Source organism: Pseudomonas sp. SWRI154 (assembly GCF_014268645.1).
Lineage (GTDB): Bacteria > Pseudomonadota > Gammaproteobacteria > Pseudomonadales > Pseudomonadaceae > Aquipseudomonas > Aquipseudomonas marvdashtae.
Genome location: NZ_JABWQW010000007.1, coordinates 54,368 through 68,882 on the forward strand (window position 1 = coordinate 54,368; position 14,515 = coordinate 68,882).

General features: G+C 60.1%; 17 protein-coding genes. 5 read left to right on the top strand and 12 right to left on the bottom strand.

From position 1 onward, the window contains the following. The first annotated feature begins 313 nt into the window (after nucleotides 1-313). Nucleotides 314-1,318, top strand: a complete 1,005-nt coding sequence (yejK, locus tag HU806_RS08360) for a nucleoid-associated protein YejK (protein ID WP_186610944.1) — start codon at nucleotides 314-316, stop codon at nucleotides 1,316-1,318. A 41-nt stretch (nucleotides 1,319-1,359) separates the two neighbouring features. Here the strand turns inward: yejK and HU806_RS08365 are convergent, their stop codons facing one another. The 5 genes from HU806_RS08365 to HU806_RS08385 form a co-directional block, all read right to left on the bottom strand. Further along, complete coding sequence (locus tag HU806_RS08365; RefSeq protein WP_186610945.1) at nucleotides 1,360-2,295, bottom strand: glutathione S-transferase family protein; 936 nt, start codon at nucleotides 2,293-2,295, stop codon at nucleotides 1,360-1,362. A 79-nt stretch (nucleotides 2,296-2,374) separates the two neighbouring features. Beyond that, nucleotides 2,375-2,698: a GIY-YIG nuclease family protein gene (locus HU806_RS08370; RefSeq protein ID WP_186610946.1), complete on the bottom strand. Its 324-nt coding sequence runs from the start codon at nucleotides 2,696-2,698 to the stop codon at nucleotides 2,375-2,377. Between the two features lie 40 nt (nucleotides 2,699-2,738). Then, a complete protein-coding gene (locus HU806_RS08375) occupies nucleotides 2,739-3,209 on the bottom strand; it encodes a nuclear transport factor 2 family protein (protein WP_186610947.1) in 471 nt (156 codons plus the stop codon). An 85-nt stretch (nucleotides 3,210-3,294) separates the two neighbouring features. Beyond that, nucleotides 3,295-4,623, bottom strand: coding sequence for a CynX/NimT family MFS transporter (locus HU806_RS08380; protein WP_186610948.1), 1,329 nt, complete (start codon nucleotides 4,621-4,623; stop codon nucleotides 3,295-3,297). Then, nucleotides 4,613-5,272: a FadR/GntR family transcriptional regulator gene (locus HU806_RS08385; protein WP_186610949.1), complete on the bottom strand. Its 660-nt coding sequence runs from the start codon at nucleotides 5,270-5,272 to the stop codon at nucleotides 4,613-4,615. The genes HU806_RS08380 and HU806_RS08385 overlap by 11 nt, the downstream gene beginning before the upstream one ends. Nucleotides 5,273-5,428: 156 nt before the next feature. On the opposite strand from HU806_RS08385, the gene HU806_RS08390 reads away from it, so the two are divergent. Both HU806_RS08390 and HU806_RS08395 read left to right on the top strand, forming a co-directional pair. Further along, a complete protein-coding gene (locus HU806_RS08390; RefSeq protein WP_186610950.1) occupies nucleotides 5,429-5,740 on the top strand; it encodes a type II toxin-antitoxin system MqsR family toxin in 312 nt (103 codons plus the stop codon). Further along, nucleotides 5,737-6,219: a type II toxin-antitoxin system MqsA family antitoxin gene (locus HU806_RS08395; protein ID WP_186610951.1), complete on the top strand. Its 483-nt coding sequence runs from the start codon at nucleotides 5,737-5,739 to the stop codon at nucleotides 6,217-6,219. The genes HU806_RS08390 and HU806_RS08395 overlap by 4 nt, the downstream gene beginning before the upstream one ends. A gap of 60 nt (nucleotides 6,220-6,279) precedes the next feature. On the opposite strand, the gene HU806_RS08400 is transcribed toward HU806_RS08395, so the two are convergent. From HU806_RS08400 to HU806_RS08415, 4 genes are all read right to left on the bottom strand, one after another. Beyond that, on the bottom strand, nucleotides 6,280-7,044 hold the full coding sequence (locus HU806_RS08400) for an amino acid ABC transporter ATP-binding protein (RefSeq protein ID WP_003178331.1): 765 nt from the start codon (nucleotides 7,042-7,044) through the stop codon (nucleotides 6,280-6,282). A 10-nt stretch (nucleotides 7,045-7,054) separates the two neighbouring features. Then, the gene (locus HU806_RS08405) at nucleotides 7,055-8,152 is read right to left on the bottom strand and encodes an amino acid ABC transporter permease (RefSeq protein ID WP_186610952.1); all 1,098 of its coding nucleotides are present in this window, start codon (nucleotides 8,150-8,152) and stop codon (nucleotides 7,055-7,057) included. A 10-nt stretch (nucleotides 8,153-8,162) separates the two neighbouring features. Beyond that, nucleotides 8,163-9,344, bottom strand: a complete 1,182-nt coding sequence (locus tag HU806_RS08410; RefSeq protein WP_186610953.1) for an amino acid ABC transporter permease — start codon at nucleotides 9,342-9,344, stop codon at nucleotides 8,163-8,165. A gap of 65 nt (nucleotides 9,345-9,409) precedes the next feature. Then, nucleotides 9,410-10,441 (bottom strand): amino acid ABC transporter substrate-binding protein, encoded by a 1,032-nt coding sequence (locus tag HU806_RS08415; RefSeq protein ID WP_186610954.1) that lies wholly within the window; start codon nucleotides 10,439-10,441, stop codon nucleotides 9,410-9,412. Nucleotides 10,442-10,911: 470 nt separating this feature from the next. Between HU806_RS08415 and HU806_RS08420 the strand changes: the two genes are divergently transcribed. After that, on the top strand, nucleotides 10,912-11,568 hold the full coding sequence (locus HU806_RS08420) for an alpha/beta hydrolase (RefSeq protein WP_186610955.1): 657 nt from the start codon (nucleotides 10,912-10,914) through the stop codon (nucleotides 11,566-11,568). 98 nt (nucleotides 11,569-11,666) lie between these two features. Beyond that, nucleotides 11,667-13,142 (top strand): ATP-dependent RNA helicase RhlB, encoded by a 1,476-nt coding sequence (gene rhlB, locus HU806_RS08425; protein ID WP_186610956.1) that lies wholly within the window; start codon nucleotides 11,667-11,669, stop codon nucleotides 13,140-13,142. A gap of 61 nt (nucleotides 13,143-13,203) precedes the next feature. Here the strand turns inward: rhlB and moaE are convergent, their stop codons facing one another. The 3 genes from moaE to moaC are packed head-to-tail and all read right to left on the bottom strand — an operon-like array spanning nucleotide 13,204 to nucleotide 14,372. Beyond that, a complete protein-coding gene (gene moaE / locus HU806_RS08430; protein WP_186610957.1) occupies nucleotides 13,204-13,656 on the bottom strand; it encodes a molybdopterin synthase catalytic subunit MoaE in 453 nt (150 codons plus the stop codon). Nucleotides 13,657-13,659: 3 nt separating this feature from the next. Further along, entirely contained in the window at nucleotides 13,660-13,902 is a 243-nt protein-coding gene (locus HU806_RS08435) for a MoaD/ThiS family protein (RefSeq protein WP_186610958.1), read from the bottom strand. Next, the gene (moaC, locus tag HU806_RS08440; RefSeq protein WP_186610959.1) at nucleotides 13,899-14,372 is read right to left on the bottom strand and encodes a cyclic pyranopterin monophosphate synthase MoaC; all 474 of its coding nucleotides are present in this window, start codon (nucleotides 14,370-14,372) and stop codon (nucleotides 13,899-13,901) included. The genes HU806_RS08435 and moaC overlap by 4 nt, the downstream gene beginning before the upstream one ends. Nucleotides 14,373-14,515 lie beyond the last annotated feature (143 nt).

A 14,515-nucleotide genomic window follows, 5' to 3' on the forward strand; every position in this document is an offset into this window, starting at 1 on the left:
CTCGGTCATCACCACGACGGATCGGGGTAATAGATGCCGAAATCCGGGTTTGGTTCGACCTGACAAATGCTGAATGCACGCTTAACGCAGAGACTTCGCGTAAGACCGGGCAAAACTAGCACAACGCCTGTGAAATATCCGCCTCTACCTACCCATTTGGTCAGCTTTATTGCGCTAAATCGGTAAAAAAATGCTCACTGAGCGTCGGACGGGTCTGAAAGAACCTTCGGCGCCTCCCAAAACCAGTGTTTGCGGTACACTGGGCCCTTTTTCGGGGAGCGCGCCCTCCCCCCTTTTGCCAGCCGAGAAAACCATGCCGATCCGTCATTGCATCGTCCACCTGATCGACAAAAAACCCGACGGCAGCCCTGCTGTGCTCCATGCTCGCGACTCCGAACTGGCGGAGTCCACGGCCATCGAGCACATGCTCGCCGACCTCAACGAAAGCTATAACGCCAAACAAGGCAAAGCCTGGGGCTTTTTCCATGCAGAGTCCGGGGCGCATCCGTTCAGCGGCTGGCTGAAGGAGTACCTGGACGGCGGCAAGGACTTCACCGCGTTCAGTCGCGTGGCGGTAGAACACCTGCAGAAACTGATGGAAGAATCCAACCTGTCGGTGGGTGGCCATGTGTTGTTCGCCCATTACCAACAGGGCATGACCGACTACCTGGCCATCGCCCTGTTGCACCACAGCGAAGGCGTTGCAGTCACCGACGAACTGGACGTCACGCCGTCCCGTCACCTGGACCTGGGCCAACTGCACCTGGCGGCGCGCATCAACGTGTCGGAATGGCAGAACAACAAGCAGTCCAAACAATACATTTCGTTCATCAAGGGCAAGAACGGCAAGAAAGTCTCGGAGTATTTCCGTGACTTCATCGGCTGCCAGGAAGGCGTCGACGGCCCTGGCGAGACCCGCACCCTGCTCAAGGCATTCAGCGATTTCGTCGAAAGCGAAGACCTGCCGGAAGACGATGCCCGGGAAAAAACCAAGACCTTGGTGGATTACGCCAGCAGCCAGGCCAAGCTCGGCGAGCCGATGGGCCTGGAGGAGCTGTCGGGGTTGATCGACGAAGATCGCCCGAAAGCCTTTTACGACCACATCCGCAACAAGGACTATGGATTGTCGCCGGAAATCCCCGCGGATAAGCGCACCCTCAACCAGTTCCGTCGCTTCACCGGACGCGCTGAAGGCTTGTCCATCAGCTTCGAAGCGCACTTGCTGGGCTCCAAGATCGAGTATGACGAGGAAGCCGGTACGTTGATCATCAAGGGCTTGCCAACGTCGCTGACCGATCAGCTCAAGCGACGTAACTGAATATTCCCTGAGGAAGCTCGCTCCCGCAGGGAATGCCTTGCTCATCGAGCTTCGATACGAAACCCGAACCGCGGGAAATGCACATGCACCTTCCCGCCGCGTTCATCATCGCGACGCAAGATCAACTCTTCGCTTCCTGCAAAAATCAGCTCCCCAACTACCGGATCGACGCCATAATCAGTGGCGGCGATGCTCACCTGCTGCCCCAGCACAAAGCCATTCGGTTCGTTGAATGACTCGTCCGGCAGCGTGGCGGGCGTAGCGTTGCGGGCAACCTCCAAGGCTTCTTCGGAACTCATCTGGCTCGACGCGCCATGGCCAAAACCCAATACCCGCGCGAGCCACGACGATACTGCTGGGTACTCATCCACCAGCGGTGAAGTGACTGGCGTGCCCTTGAGAAACCACAGCGGATGAGCCATGGCGAAGTCGGCAATCGACGGATCACCCAACAGGAAGTCGCCCTCTTCGCGCAACAGCTGTTGTTCGAGCCGCGCCATGATGGTTGGCCATTGGTGCTTGGCCTGCTCGACAGCCAAGCGCGTGGTCGTGCCACCACTGAACAACCCGGCGCGGTCGCTGATGAATGCCTTGATGGCTTCAGGCGATAGCTTGGCGAAACGCACCGCCACCGATTCAGGCTGGAACACCAAGCTCACCGCGTGCTGGAACACCACCGAATCGGCCCAGGCGGCGAAGGACGCGGCGATCATTTCCCGACCTTCGGGGAACAGTGCCGGCGAGGCTTTTTCCTGCTCCAGCCGGCGGGCCATCAGCGACGTATCGCAATAGATGTCCGCACCAACCTGCAATACCGGGGTCTTGCGGTAACCGCCCGTCAGTGCCGTCAGGTCAGGCTTGGGCATCATTGGCGGAATGTTCACCGAACGCCAGGACAAGCCCTTGAAACCCAGCAACAGTCGGGCTTTCTCCGCGAAAGGAGACGTTGGGTAATGATGAAGAATCAGCTCTGACATGGGATTCGCCACTGCAGGAATGAAGTCTTGCAGCTTAGCGCGCCTCGCCGGGACAGCCTACCGGCCTGATGAACACCTATCAGCGCGACTGATGCAGCGACAGTCCACTGGCCACCAGGCATTCCTTGGCGCTTTTCTTGAGCTTTTTGATCAGCCGCTCCTGGCGCAGGGCCTCGCCCTTGTCGCAACAGGCCTCGGTGTACACCAGGGCCACTGCCGGGCTGGACAGGAAGAAGCGCGCGCCCTTGCCGCTTTGGTGCTTGGCGAAACGCCGCACCGGGTCATCACTGATGCCGCAGTACAGCGAGCCATTGGCAGCCCGCACCAAGTAGACGAACCAGGGTTTATCCGGTTCGGCGGGGGCTTGTGCAGGCAGATCGGAGGATACGTCGACGGTCGTCACAAAATGTTCAACAGGTGAGCCAAGACAAACCGCGATCTTATCAGCGACTGGCCTGGAATGCCCGCAGCCCCTTGAGCGCCTGGGCCCTGACAGCGTTGCGCACCAGCGGCGTCCAGCCCAGCAGCAGGCCCTTGGTACCCAACGCCTGGCGGGACCAGCGCCACAAATCGAAACTGTCGTGATGCTCGCAAATCTTGCCGTCGCGAAATACGAAACGCGCCTGGATATCGTTGACGACGGTATTGCCGGTCTGGCTGAACAGGTACGTCGCTACCCAGTGCGCACCGCCGGTACGCTCGTCGCTGCGCACGTTGTCGAAGGTCAGGGAGAAGTCCTTGGCCCGGGTCGTCAACATGCGCCACATGTCACCGGCATCACGCCCGCGTAGTTCGCCGAACGCAGGATCGCTGAACACCACGTCGTCGGTGTAGCAGGCGTTCATGGCTTCGGCGTCCAGGCGCTGGAACGCCTCATAGAAGCGGGTCACCAGGGCGTTGTGGGTGTCATTCATGGAAGGGCTCCGAAAAGATTTCAGTAGCCGGCACGATAATCTGCCTGCGCGAGGAAGACTATCGTCATTCGCCATGGAAATGACATCAGTGAAGATCGTCGACCCTTTCGCTGGCGACACCCACGTACAATGCCCGTCCGGCACCGACGCCGGCAACGATCGCCCCCAGGCCAATCAGGCCGAAGATCCAACCCAGGGCATTCCAGCCACCGGTCCAGTCGTGGACCACGCCCACCGCGAACGGCCCCAGTGACGCCAGCGTGTAGCCGAAGCCCTGGGCCATGCTGGAAAGGTTCGCCGCCACATGGGCATCGCGTGATCGCAAGACGATCAACGTCAGCGCCAGGCTGAACGTCGCGCCCTGCCCCAAGCCCAGCAGGATCGCCCAGCCCCACAAGCCGTCGATGGGCGCATAGAGACATCCGAACAGACCGCCCAAGGTCATGACCATGACAATCACGATGGCCAGTCGCTGGTCCTTGCCGCGCGTTGCCAGCCAGGGCGCCGCCAGCGAGCTGATCAACTGCACGAGCACCGAACCGGACAGTACCAGACCGGCCTGGGTCGGCGTCAGTCCACGGCCAATGAGAATCGAGGGCAACCAGCCAAATACGATGTAGGCCAGGGACGACTGCAGCCCCATATACAGCGTTACCTGCCAGGCCAGTGGATCACGCAGCAAACCGCGAACCCGATAAGCCGCCTGGTGCGCGCCGTGCTTCTGGCCCACTTGTGGCAGCCAGAACACCGCCGCCACCAGCGCCGGAATCATCCAGAAACCCAGGCCCAGCGACCAGCTGTCACCCAAGCGATCGCTCAAAGGCACCGTCGAACCGGCCGCCATCGCGGCGCCCAGGCACAGCGCCATAGTGTAGACACCGGTCATGGCGCCGGCTTGCTTGGCGAAGTCGCGCTTGACGATGCCCGGCAACAGCACTCCGATCACGCCGATGCTCGCACCGGCCAAGACGCTGCCGGCGAACAGCCCGAACTGGCCGAATGAACTGCGCAACACGATCCCCCCGGCCAACGTCAGCAAGATCCCCAGCACCACGCGCTCGGCACCGAAGCGCCGAGCCAGCACCGGCGCCAACGGCGCGAACAGCCCCAGGCAAAGCACCGGCAGCGTCGTCAGCAGACCGGCCTGGGCCGCCGACAGACCGAGGCTTTTTGAAACCTCGCTGAGCAATGGCGCCATGCTCGACAGCGCCGGACGCAGGTTCAGCGCCACCAGGATCAACCCAAGCAACAGCAGCCAGGGCCGGCGCACCAACGGATGGCGTTGCTGGGTTTGCTCATCGTCGGCTTCGGCGTCGATCAACAATTCTTCGAGTTCGGCGGCGCGCTTGTTCGGCGTCGCAGGGGTGAGGTCAAGCGGATCGCGGGACATGGAAAGCTCTGGTTCAGGGTTCATTGATCAACTGTCGACAGAGCGCCTTGGCCCGCTCCGTATCCTGTTGCTCGACGGCTTCGAGGATTTCGACGTGCAGGTCGAACACATGCTGATGACGAGGAATGATGTTGAGGCTCTGGCGCAACTGCACGCCGATCACGCTGGAAAAGTAACGATAGAGTTCACTCAGCGCGGGGTTGTGCGCGGCGTCCACCAGTAGGCGGTGAAACACCAGGTCGCAAGCGATGTAGTGCTCCAGGTCGCCGTGATAATGCTCGGCGCTGGCGTGCAGCGCCTGGCGCAAGGCCAACACATCTTCCTCGGTACGCCGCAGCGCAGCCAGGCCAATGGCTTCGACTTCCAGGATGTGCCGGGTTTCCCGGGCCTGTTCCAGCGAACAGCGCGACAGCACCTTGAGGGTATCCAGCGGATCGACCACCGCACGCACGTAGCTGCCGTCGCCCTGACGGATCTCTATCAACCCGGAAAATGCCAGTACGCGCATGGCTTCGCGCACGGTGTTGCGGCTGATGCCCAGCTCGGCCACCAGTTCCGGCTCGGTGGGCAGGCGCTGGCCTACGGGCCAGACGCCGTCGCTGATGCGGCGGCGCAATTGCTCCAGGGCCTGATCGACCAAGGAGCGCTTTATTAATGGGGAAATAGCTGACATAGGATGCGCCTTTTCATCCAATCATAGGATGAATTTTCTGACATGTTAGTCAGCTTCGCGTAGGACGGCAACCGCCTAGGGTCAATGGAGGGAAAAGAAACTAAATTTTTGATTAGTAAAAACTACCCTATAAGGGTAGTTTTGGAACAAGACCTCATGGAAAAGAGCACACCCCATTACGACCTAGGCGTGATCAAGGCGGATATCAAGCGGCTTGGAAGAAAGGCGTTCACCATCACCGCGACAAAAACCGCCGGGACGCTGGGTTTGTCAGTTTCGGACATGTTGGAGATCGCTTGTGGGCTTCGGCGCCAGCAGTTCTACAAGTCCGTAACGACCCACGATGACCATCGGGTCTGGCACGACGTTTATCACACCGACTCCCAGGGTCTGGAAATTTACATCAAGGTGACCTACCGCCCAAGCGGCGGCCCACCGGTGATTTCATTCAAGGAGAAAACCCCATGAAAGCTCAGCAGTGTTTCAGCTGCGGCGCACCGCAGGGCATGTTGCATTTCGAGGGGCGCGCAGAGACCCTGTGCGTCAAGGGACTGGAACGCCGGATCGATGATTTGTCTGGCTGGGAATGCCAGATGTGTGGCGAGGTCGAACTCGACCCCGGTTGCTCGGATCGTTACACCGATGCGGGGGATGAACTGGTCATCGCCGCCAGGAAGATGATTGGCGAAGAAATGAAACGCATCCGTCGCAAACTGCATCTGTCGCAAAAAGAAGCGGTGTCGTTTTTGTCAGGTGGCGGGCACAACGCGTTTTCCCGCTACGAGCGCGGTGAGGTGTTGCCGCCAAAAGCGTTGATGCTGCTGATGCGCCTGCTTGATCGCTATCCGCATTTGCTCGCCGATGCACGAGCCCTGGCTGAAGGTGCGGACTTGAGAGGATTCAAGGCTACGGTGCACAAAGAGCGCGAAACCCTCACGACTTACTGAGGCTGCTGCAAAAAAACAAACCCGGACAAGTCCGGGCTTATTTCATTGCCTAAGACTGGATCAATGCAGGATCTGGCTCAGGAACAGCTTGGTGCGGTCGTTCTGCGGGTTGTCGAAGAAGTCGTTTGGCGCGGCCTGTTCGACGATTTCGCCCTTGTCCATGAAAATCACGCGGTTGGCCACGGTGCGAGCGAAGCCCATCTCGTGGGTCACGCAGAGCATGGTCATGCCGTCTTCGGCCAGGCCGATCATGGTGTCCAGAACCTCTTTCACCATCTCGGGGTCGAGCGCCGAGGTCGGTTCGTCGAACAGCATGATTTTCGGCTTCATGCACAAGGCACGGGCAATCGCCACGCGCTGTTGCTGGCCGCCGGAGAGCTGACCCGGGTATTTGTGCGCCTGCTCTGGAATGCGTACGCGTTCCAGATAGTGCATGGCGATTTCCTCGGCCTTGCGCTTGGGCATCTTGCGTACCCACATCGGCGCCAGGGTGCAGTTCTGCAGGATGGTCAGGTGCGGGAACAGGTTGAAATGCTGGAACACCATGCCGACTTCACGGCGGATCGCTTCGATCTGCTTGAGGTCGTTGGTCAGTTCCACGCCGTCGACCACGATGCGACCCTGCTGGTGTTCTTCCAGACGGTTGAGGCAACGGATGGTCGTGGACTTGCCGGAACCCGAAGGGCCGCACAGCACGATACGCTCGCCCTGCTTGACGTTCAGGTTGATGTCTTTCAACACGTGGAACTGGCCGTACCACTTGTTCACGCCCTGCATCTGAATAATGCCTTCAGGGCTCACAGGCTGTTTGATCGCTTCACTCATGAGTCAACTCCTAACGCTTGTGGCCAGTGTCCAGCTTGCGTTCCAAATGCATGGAATAGCGGGACATACCAAAACAGAAAATCCAGAACACCAGGGCGGCAAACACATAGCCTTCGGTGGCCATGCCCAGCCATTTCGGGTCGGCGGCAGCTTGTTTCACGCTGTTGAGCAAGTCGAACAGGCCGATGATGATCACCAGGCTGGTGTCCTTGAACAACGCAATGAAGGTGTTGACGATCCCCGGGATCACCATCTTCAGTGCCTGCGGAAGGATAACCAGGCCCATGCTGCGCCAGTAGCCCAGGCCCATCGCCGCGGCCGCTTCGTATTGCCCCTTCGGAATCGCTTGCAGACCGCCACGCACCACTTCGGCCACGTAGGCCGACTGGAACAGGATCACGCCGATCAGTGCCCGCAGCAGCTTGTCGAAGTTCATGCCTTCAGGCAGGAACAACGGCAGCATCACCGACGACATGAACAGCACCGTGATCAACGGCACGCCGCGCCAGAACTCGATGAAGGTCACGCAGACCACGCGAATCGCCGGCATGTTCGAACGACGCCCCAGCGCCAGGACGATACCCAGCGGCAAGGCGCCGGCGATACCAACGGTGGCAATCACCAGGGTCAGCATCAGGCCGCCCCATTGGCTGGTCGCCACGGTCGCCAGGCCGAACACGCCGCCGTGCAGCAGGCACCAGGCGATGATCGGATACAACACCAGGAAACTCAGGCCGTAGATCGCCTTGCGCGGGAAGCGCGAGATGAACAGCGGCGCCACGCCGATCACGGCCAGCCACACGGTCAGGTCCACGCGCCAGCGCAGGTCCGCTGGGTAATAGCCGTACATGAACTGGCCAAAACGCTGCTGGATGAACACCCAGCAGGCGCCCTCCTTGGTGCAGTCGGCTTGAGTGGTGCCGACCCAGTTGGCATCGAGAATCGCCCAGCTGAGAATCGGTGGGACCACCAGGTAGATCAGGTAGAACGCAAACAGGGTCAGCAGCGTATTGAGCCAGCTGGAGAACATGTTCGCGCGCATCCATGCCATCGGCCCGAACACTTTGCTCGGTGGTGGCATATCAGGTTTGAAAGTATGGGATGTCATGCGCGTTTCCTCACCGCTCGATCAGCGCAATGCGCTTGTTGTACCAGTTCATCAGCAAGGAAATGCTGATACTGATCGCCAGGTACACACTCATGGTGATCGCGATCACCTCGATGGCCTGGCCGGTCTGGTTCAACACCGTGCCGGCAAACAACGAAACCATTTCCGGGTAACCGATACCGGCCGCCAGGGAAGAGTTCTTCGCCAGGTTCAGGTACTGGCTGGTCAACGGCGGAATGATCACGCGCAGGGCTTGCGGGATGATCACCTTGCGCAGGGTCGGACCGTTGCGCAGGCCCAGCGAGTGAGCCGCCTCGGTCTGGCCATGGCTGACCGACTTGATCCCAGAACGGACGATTTCGGCGATGAACGCCGCGGTGTATACCGTCAAGGCGAGGGTCAAAGCCAGCAGCTCAGGAATCAGTACCCAGCCACCCACGAAGTTGAAGCCCTTGAGTTCCGGCATTTCCCAATGCACAGGAGCACCGAAGATCGCGGCGCAGAGTGCCGGGATCACCAGGAACAGCGCCAGGCCGACCCAGAACTTATGGAACGGTTCACCGGTCGCCTCGAAACGCTTGTTGGCCCAGCGGGTCATCAGCACGATGGCGACAATCGCCAGCACCACGCTGACCGCGAACGGCCAGAACCCTTCGGCCATCAACGCCGCGGGCATGTTCAGGCCCCGGCTGCTGACAAAGAAGGTATCAGCGAAACTGTGGGCGGCGCGCGGCCCTGGCATGGTCAGGAATACCGCGAAGTACCAGAACAGGATCTGCAGCAGTGGTGGGATGTTGCGGAAGACTTCCACGTACACCGTCGCCACTTTGGCGATGATCCAGTTTTTCGACAGCCGGGCCACGCCGACAATGAAACCGAGGATCGTTGCCAGGATCACGCCGATGAAGGTCACCAGCAGTGTGTTGAGCAACCCGATGACGAAGACGCGGGCATAGCTGTCCGCTTCGGTGTAGTCGATCAGGGTTTGAGCGATGCCGAAACCGGCACTGCGCTCCAGGAAGCTGAAGCCGGAGGTAATACCCCGGTGCTCAAGGTTGGTCTGAGTGTTGTCGAACAGAAACCAACCTAGAGAAATGACCGCCACGATGGTGACGATCTGAAATACCCACGCACGCACTCGTGGATCGCTGAGGCTGAGCCTCTGCTTAGGTGCGCCGATTGAATTTTGCATGAAGTGCCCCGCAAAGAATGGAACAGAACATCACCCGGTGGTTGGCCCACCGGGTGATAGAACCATCAGCGCACTGGTGGTGCGTATTGAATGCCGCCTGCGTTCCACAGAGCGTTCAGACCGCGATCGATCTGCAGCGGGGTGTCCTTGCCGAGGTTGCGCTCGAACATTTCACCGTAGTTGCCGACTTGCTTGACGATCTGCACGACCCAGTCTTTCGGCAGCTTCAGGTCTTTACCGTATTCACCGTCAGCGCCCAGCATACGAGCGACGTCCGGGTTCTTGGTGGACTTGGCTTCAGCTTCGACGTTCTTCGAAGTCACGCCTGCTTCTTCGGCATTGAGCATGGCGAAGCCAGTCCAACGCACGATGGCCAGCCACTCGTCGTCGCCGTTACGCACGACCGGGCCCAGTGGCTCCTTGGAGATGGTTTCCGGCAGGACCACGTAGTCCTTCGGCGAAGCCAGCTTGCTGCGCTGGGCGAACAGTTGGGACTTGTCGGAGGTCAGCACGTCGCAACGACCGGATTCCAGCGACTTGGCGCTTTCATCGGAGGTGTCGAAAGTGATCGGGGTGTACTTCAGGCCGTTGGCGCGGAAGTAGTCGGACACGTTCAGCTCGGTGGTGGTACCGGCCTGGATGCAGATGGTCGCACCGTCCAGTTCCTTGGCGCTCTTGACGCCCAATTTGCTGTTGGCCAGGAAACCGATGCCGTCATAGTAGGTAATGAAGCCAGGAAACTTCAGGCCCATGCCCGCATCACGGGAGCTGGTCATGGTGGAGTTGCGCGACAGCACGTCGATTTCGCCGGATTGCAGCGCGGTGAAGCGCTCCTTGGCGTTCAACTGGCTGAACTTGACCTTGGTCGCATCGCCAAACACCGCAGCGGCCACGGCACGGCAGAAGTCAGCGTCAATACCAACGATCTTGCCGGTGGAATCAGGTACCGAGAAACCCGGCAAGCCGTCACTTACACCACATTGCACAAAACCTTTCTTCTGCACGGCATCCAGGGTTGCACCCGCCTGAGCGAACCCACTGACGCCGAGAACTGCTGCTGCAGTCACGACTGCCAGGGTGGATTTCAGTAACTTCATTCAAACCTCCAGTTTTGCTCTTGTTGTGTCGGAGCTTGAGCCCTGTCGCACCCTTTTGAGGCATTGCCGACCCTTGTTGGCTTTTTTTAGGGTCAACCGACGTCTGGGCCTTCGCTATGAGTCTAATCATGAGAGCGCCTATAAACAGCGGCTTTCTCACTTCTCACCAATCGGCCGAACGGGCTGTAGCCCTTCACGTTCGCGAAGCCCGTAGCGGCTATTGGCGAACATCCATCACCGGATTCTGATATCCCATGCGTCGCGTCGAGCTGATAGTGTTACCGCGCAGCGTAAGAATCATCACTCAGGCTTCCCCATAGCAAAGCCCGTACCACACCGCTGCGCTTGCCCCTTACTAAACACGTCAAGACAAAAAGTTGTAGCATTGCGACATCTAATTAACTGAGGCACCAGGCCCGCACCGTAATCACGCACTGATTGAGCGCGCCCGCACATTTTTGGAGCACACCATGACCGACCCCTTGATTATCGAGCCCTCCAGCACCGTCGACGCGTGCGTTATCTGGCTCCACGGCCTGGGCGCCGATCGTTTTGATTTCCTGCCGGTCGCCGAAGTGTTGCAGGAAAAACTGCCCACCACGCGGTTCCTCCTGCCCCAGGCACCGACGCAGCCGGTCACGATCAACGGTGGCTACGCCATGCCCAGTTGGTACGACATCCGTGCCTTGAGCCCGGCCCGGGCCATCGACGAGCAGCAACTGGAAGCCTCCTCGCAACGGGTCATCGACCTGATGGGAACCCAGCGAGCCAGCGGAATAGACGCCTCGCGGATCTTCCTGGCGGGTTTCTCCCAAGGAGGCGCGGTGGTTTATCACACGGCATTCGTCAAATGGCAGGGGCCGCTGGGCGGCGTGATCGCATTGTCCACCTATGCGCCAACGTTCAGCGAAGAACTGCAATTGTCTGCCAGCCAGCAACGCGTTCCGGTCCTGGCGCTGCACGGACAGCACGACGAAGTGGTACTCAACCCGATGGGGCGGACCGCGAAAGAATATTTGAAGCAGCATGGTGTCACCGTGACATGGCAGGAATACCCAATGGGCCACGAAGTGTTACCCGAGGAGATTCGCGACATCGGTAACTGGCTAGCCGAGCGGTTGCGCTAAGCGGCCAATCGCCACGCCGGTCCTTTGACGATCACACTACGCCGCGCCCGTTTCTTGCATTACACTGGCCGGCGTACATTCCTTAACCAATCGATGAGATGACCGTGCTCAAAGCACTCAAGAAGATGTTCGGTAAAAGCGAGGCCGAGCAGCTCGCGCCTGGCACCAGCGCGCCGGTCCACGGCCCGAGCCGTACCGAAGCACCCCAGCAGCCGCGCCGCGCCGCGCCGGTTGCCAGCGATAAAAAAGCGCCGGCGCCCGCTGCCGCAACCGAGCCTGACGTTTCCCCTGCACCGGAACGGCCACGAGAAGCCGCCAAGCCACGCCGCGAACGCGCACCGAAACCGCCAGTTGTCGCCTGGAAGCTCGAGGACTTCGTTGTTGAGCCACAGGAAGGCAAGACCCGTTTCCACGATTTCAAACTGGCCCCGGAACTGATGCACGCCATCCAGGACTTGGGTTTCCCGTATTGCACGCCCATCCAGGCGCAGGTGCTGGGTTTCACCCTCGCCGGCAAAGACGCCATCGGTCGCGCCCAGACCGGCACCGGCAAGACCGCCGCGTTCCTGATTTCCATCATCACTCAATTGCTCCAGACCCCGCCGCCCAAGGAACGCTACATGGGCGAGCCGCGAGCGTTGATCATCGCGCCGACCCGCGAGCTGGTGGTGCAGATCGCCAAGGACGCCGCCGACCTGACCAAGTACACCGGCCTGAACGTGATGACGTTCGTCGGCGGCATGGACTTCGACAAGCAGCTCAAGCACCTCGAAGCCCGCCACTGCGACATCCTCGTTGCAACGCCGGGCCGCCTGCTGGACTTCAACCAGCGCGGCGACGTGCACCTGGACATGGTCGAAGTGATGGTACTGGACGAAGCCGACCGCATGCTCGACATGGGCTTCATCCCGCAAGTGCGCCAGATCATTCGCCAGACGCCGCCAAAGAGCGAACGCCAGACGCTGCTGTTCTCTGCCACGTTCACCGAAGATGTGATGAACCTGGCCAAGCAATGGACCACCGACCCTGCCATCGTCGAGATCGAGGCGCTCAACGTCGCCAGCGAAAACGTCGAGCAACACATCTACGCAGTCGCCGGTGCCGACAAGTACAAGCTGCTCTACAACCTGGTCAACGACAACGGTTGGGAGCGGGTGATGGTATTCGCCAACCGCAAGGACGAAGTGCGCCGCATCGAAGAACGCCTGGTGCGCGATGGCGTCAACGCCGCGCAACTGTCAGGCGATGTACCGCAGCACAAGCGCATCAAGACCCTCGAAGGCTTCCGCGAAGGCAAGATCCGCGTGCTGGTCGCCACCGATGTGGCCGGGCGCGGCATTCACATCGACGGCATCAGCCACGTGATCAACTTCACGCTGCCGGAAGTGCCGGATGATTATGTGCACCGGATTGGCCGTACCGGTCGTGCCGGGGCCGCCGGGGTTTCGATCAGCTTCGCCGGCGAGGATGATTCCTACCAGTTGCCGTCGATCGAGGCATTGCTGGGGAAAAAGATCAATTGCGAAACCCCGCCGACGCATCTGTTGCGGCCGGTTCAGCGCAAGCACTCTTGATTATTTGAAGCGGTGGGTCCGATCAGCGCAGCCGTAACAGCTGCGCTTTTTTTTCCGGTGCTTATGACTTCCAGCGCTGCGCCGCCGCGTGATCGCTGTCCCGCCCCTCAACCCAGCGCGGACCGTCAGCGGTGTTTTCCTTTTTCCAGAAGGGAGCGCGGGTCTTGAGGTAATCCATGACAAAGGCGCAGGCATCGAATGCCGCCTGGCGATGGGCGCTGGCGGCGGCGACGAAGACGATTGGCTCGCCCGGCTCCAGGGCGCCGATGCGGTGCAGCACTTCCAGCTTGAGCAACGGCCAGCGCTGCTCGGCCTCGGTGGCGATCTTGCCGAGGGCTTTTTCGGTCATGCCCGGATAATGCTCCAGGAACATGCCAGACACATCCAGTCCGTCGTTGAAATCACGCACGTAGCCGACAAAACTCACGACCGCCCCGACGCCGACATTGGCCGCGTGCATCGCGTTGACTTCGGTTCCCGGGTCGAATGGATCGGCCTGCACACGAATCGCCATGGCTCAGCCTCCGGTCACGGTGGGAAAAAACGCCACTTCGTCACCATCCGCCAGCGGTTCATCAAGCTGGCAAAGGTCTTCGTTGCGGGCGCACATGAGGTTCTGTTCGTTCAACACTTCAAAACCTTCACGGGCGGCCAGCACGGCCCGAACATCATTCACCGTGGCGAAATCGCCCACGAGCCTTTCCGAGTCCACACCCACAGCTTCGCGATAACGCGCAAAAAACTTCACCGTGATGTTCATGGCGTCTCCGCCTGGAAGTGGCCGCTCTTGCCGCCAAGCTTCTCCAACACCCGCACGCCTTCGATGGTCATGCCCCGGTCCACGGCCTTGCACATATCATAAATGGTCAACGCGGCGACGCTGGCGGCGGTGAGGGCTTCCATTTCCACGCCGGTCTGCCCCGACAGTTTGCAGCGGGCGACGATGCGCACCCGGTCCTCGCCTTCGGCATTGAGCTCGACCTTGACGCTGGTGAGCATCAGCGGGTGGCAAAGCGGAATCAGGTCGCTGGTTTTCTTCGCCGCCTGGATGCCGGCAATGCGCGCGACGGCGAACACATCGCCCTTGGGATGACCGCCGCTGACGATCATCTGCAGCGTGTCGGGCAGCATGCGCACAAAGGCTTCGGCGGTGGCTTCACGGAACGTCACGGCCTTGTCGGTCACGTCGACCATGTTGGCGCGACCTTGGGAATCGAGATGGGTCAGCACAGGGCCTCCTTGAGGCAGCCGCAAGCTACAAGCCACAAGCGGCAAGTAAACAACGCAGTTCAGCTGCGGATTTAAAAGGGGCATTTAAGCAGCCACAAGTGACAAGCTACAAGCGGCAAGTGAGTTCACTCGGTCCGCTTGCA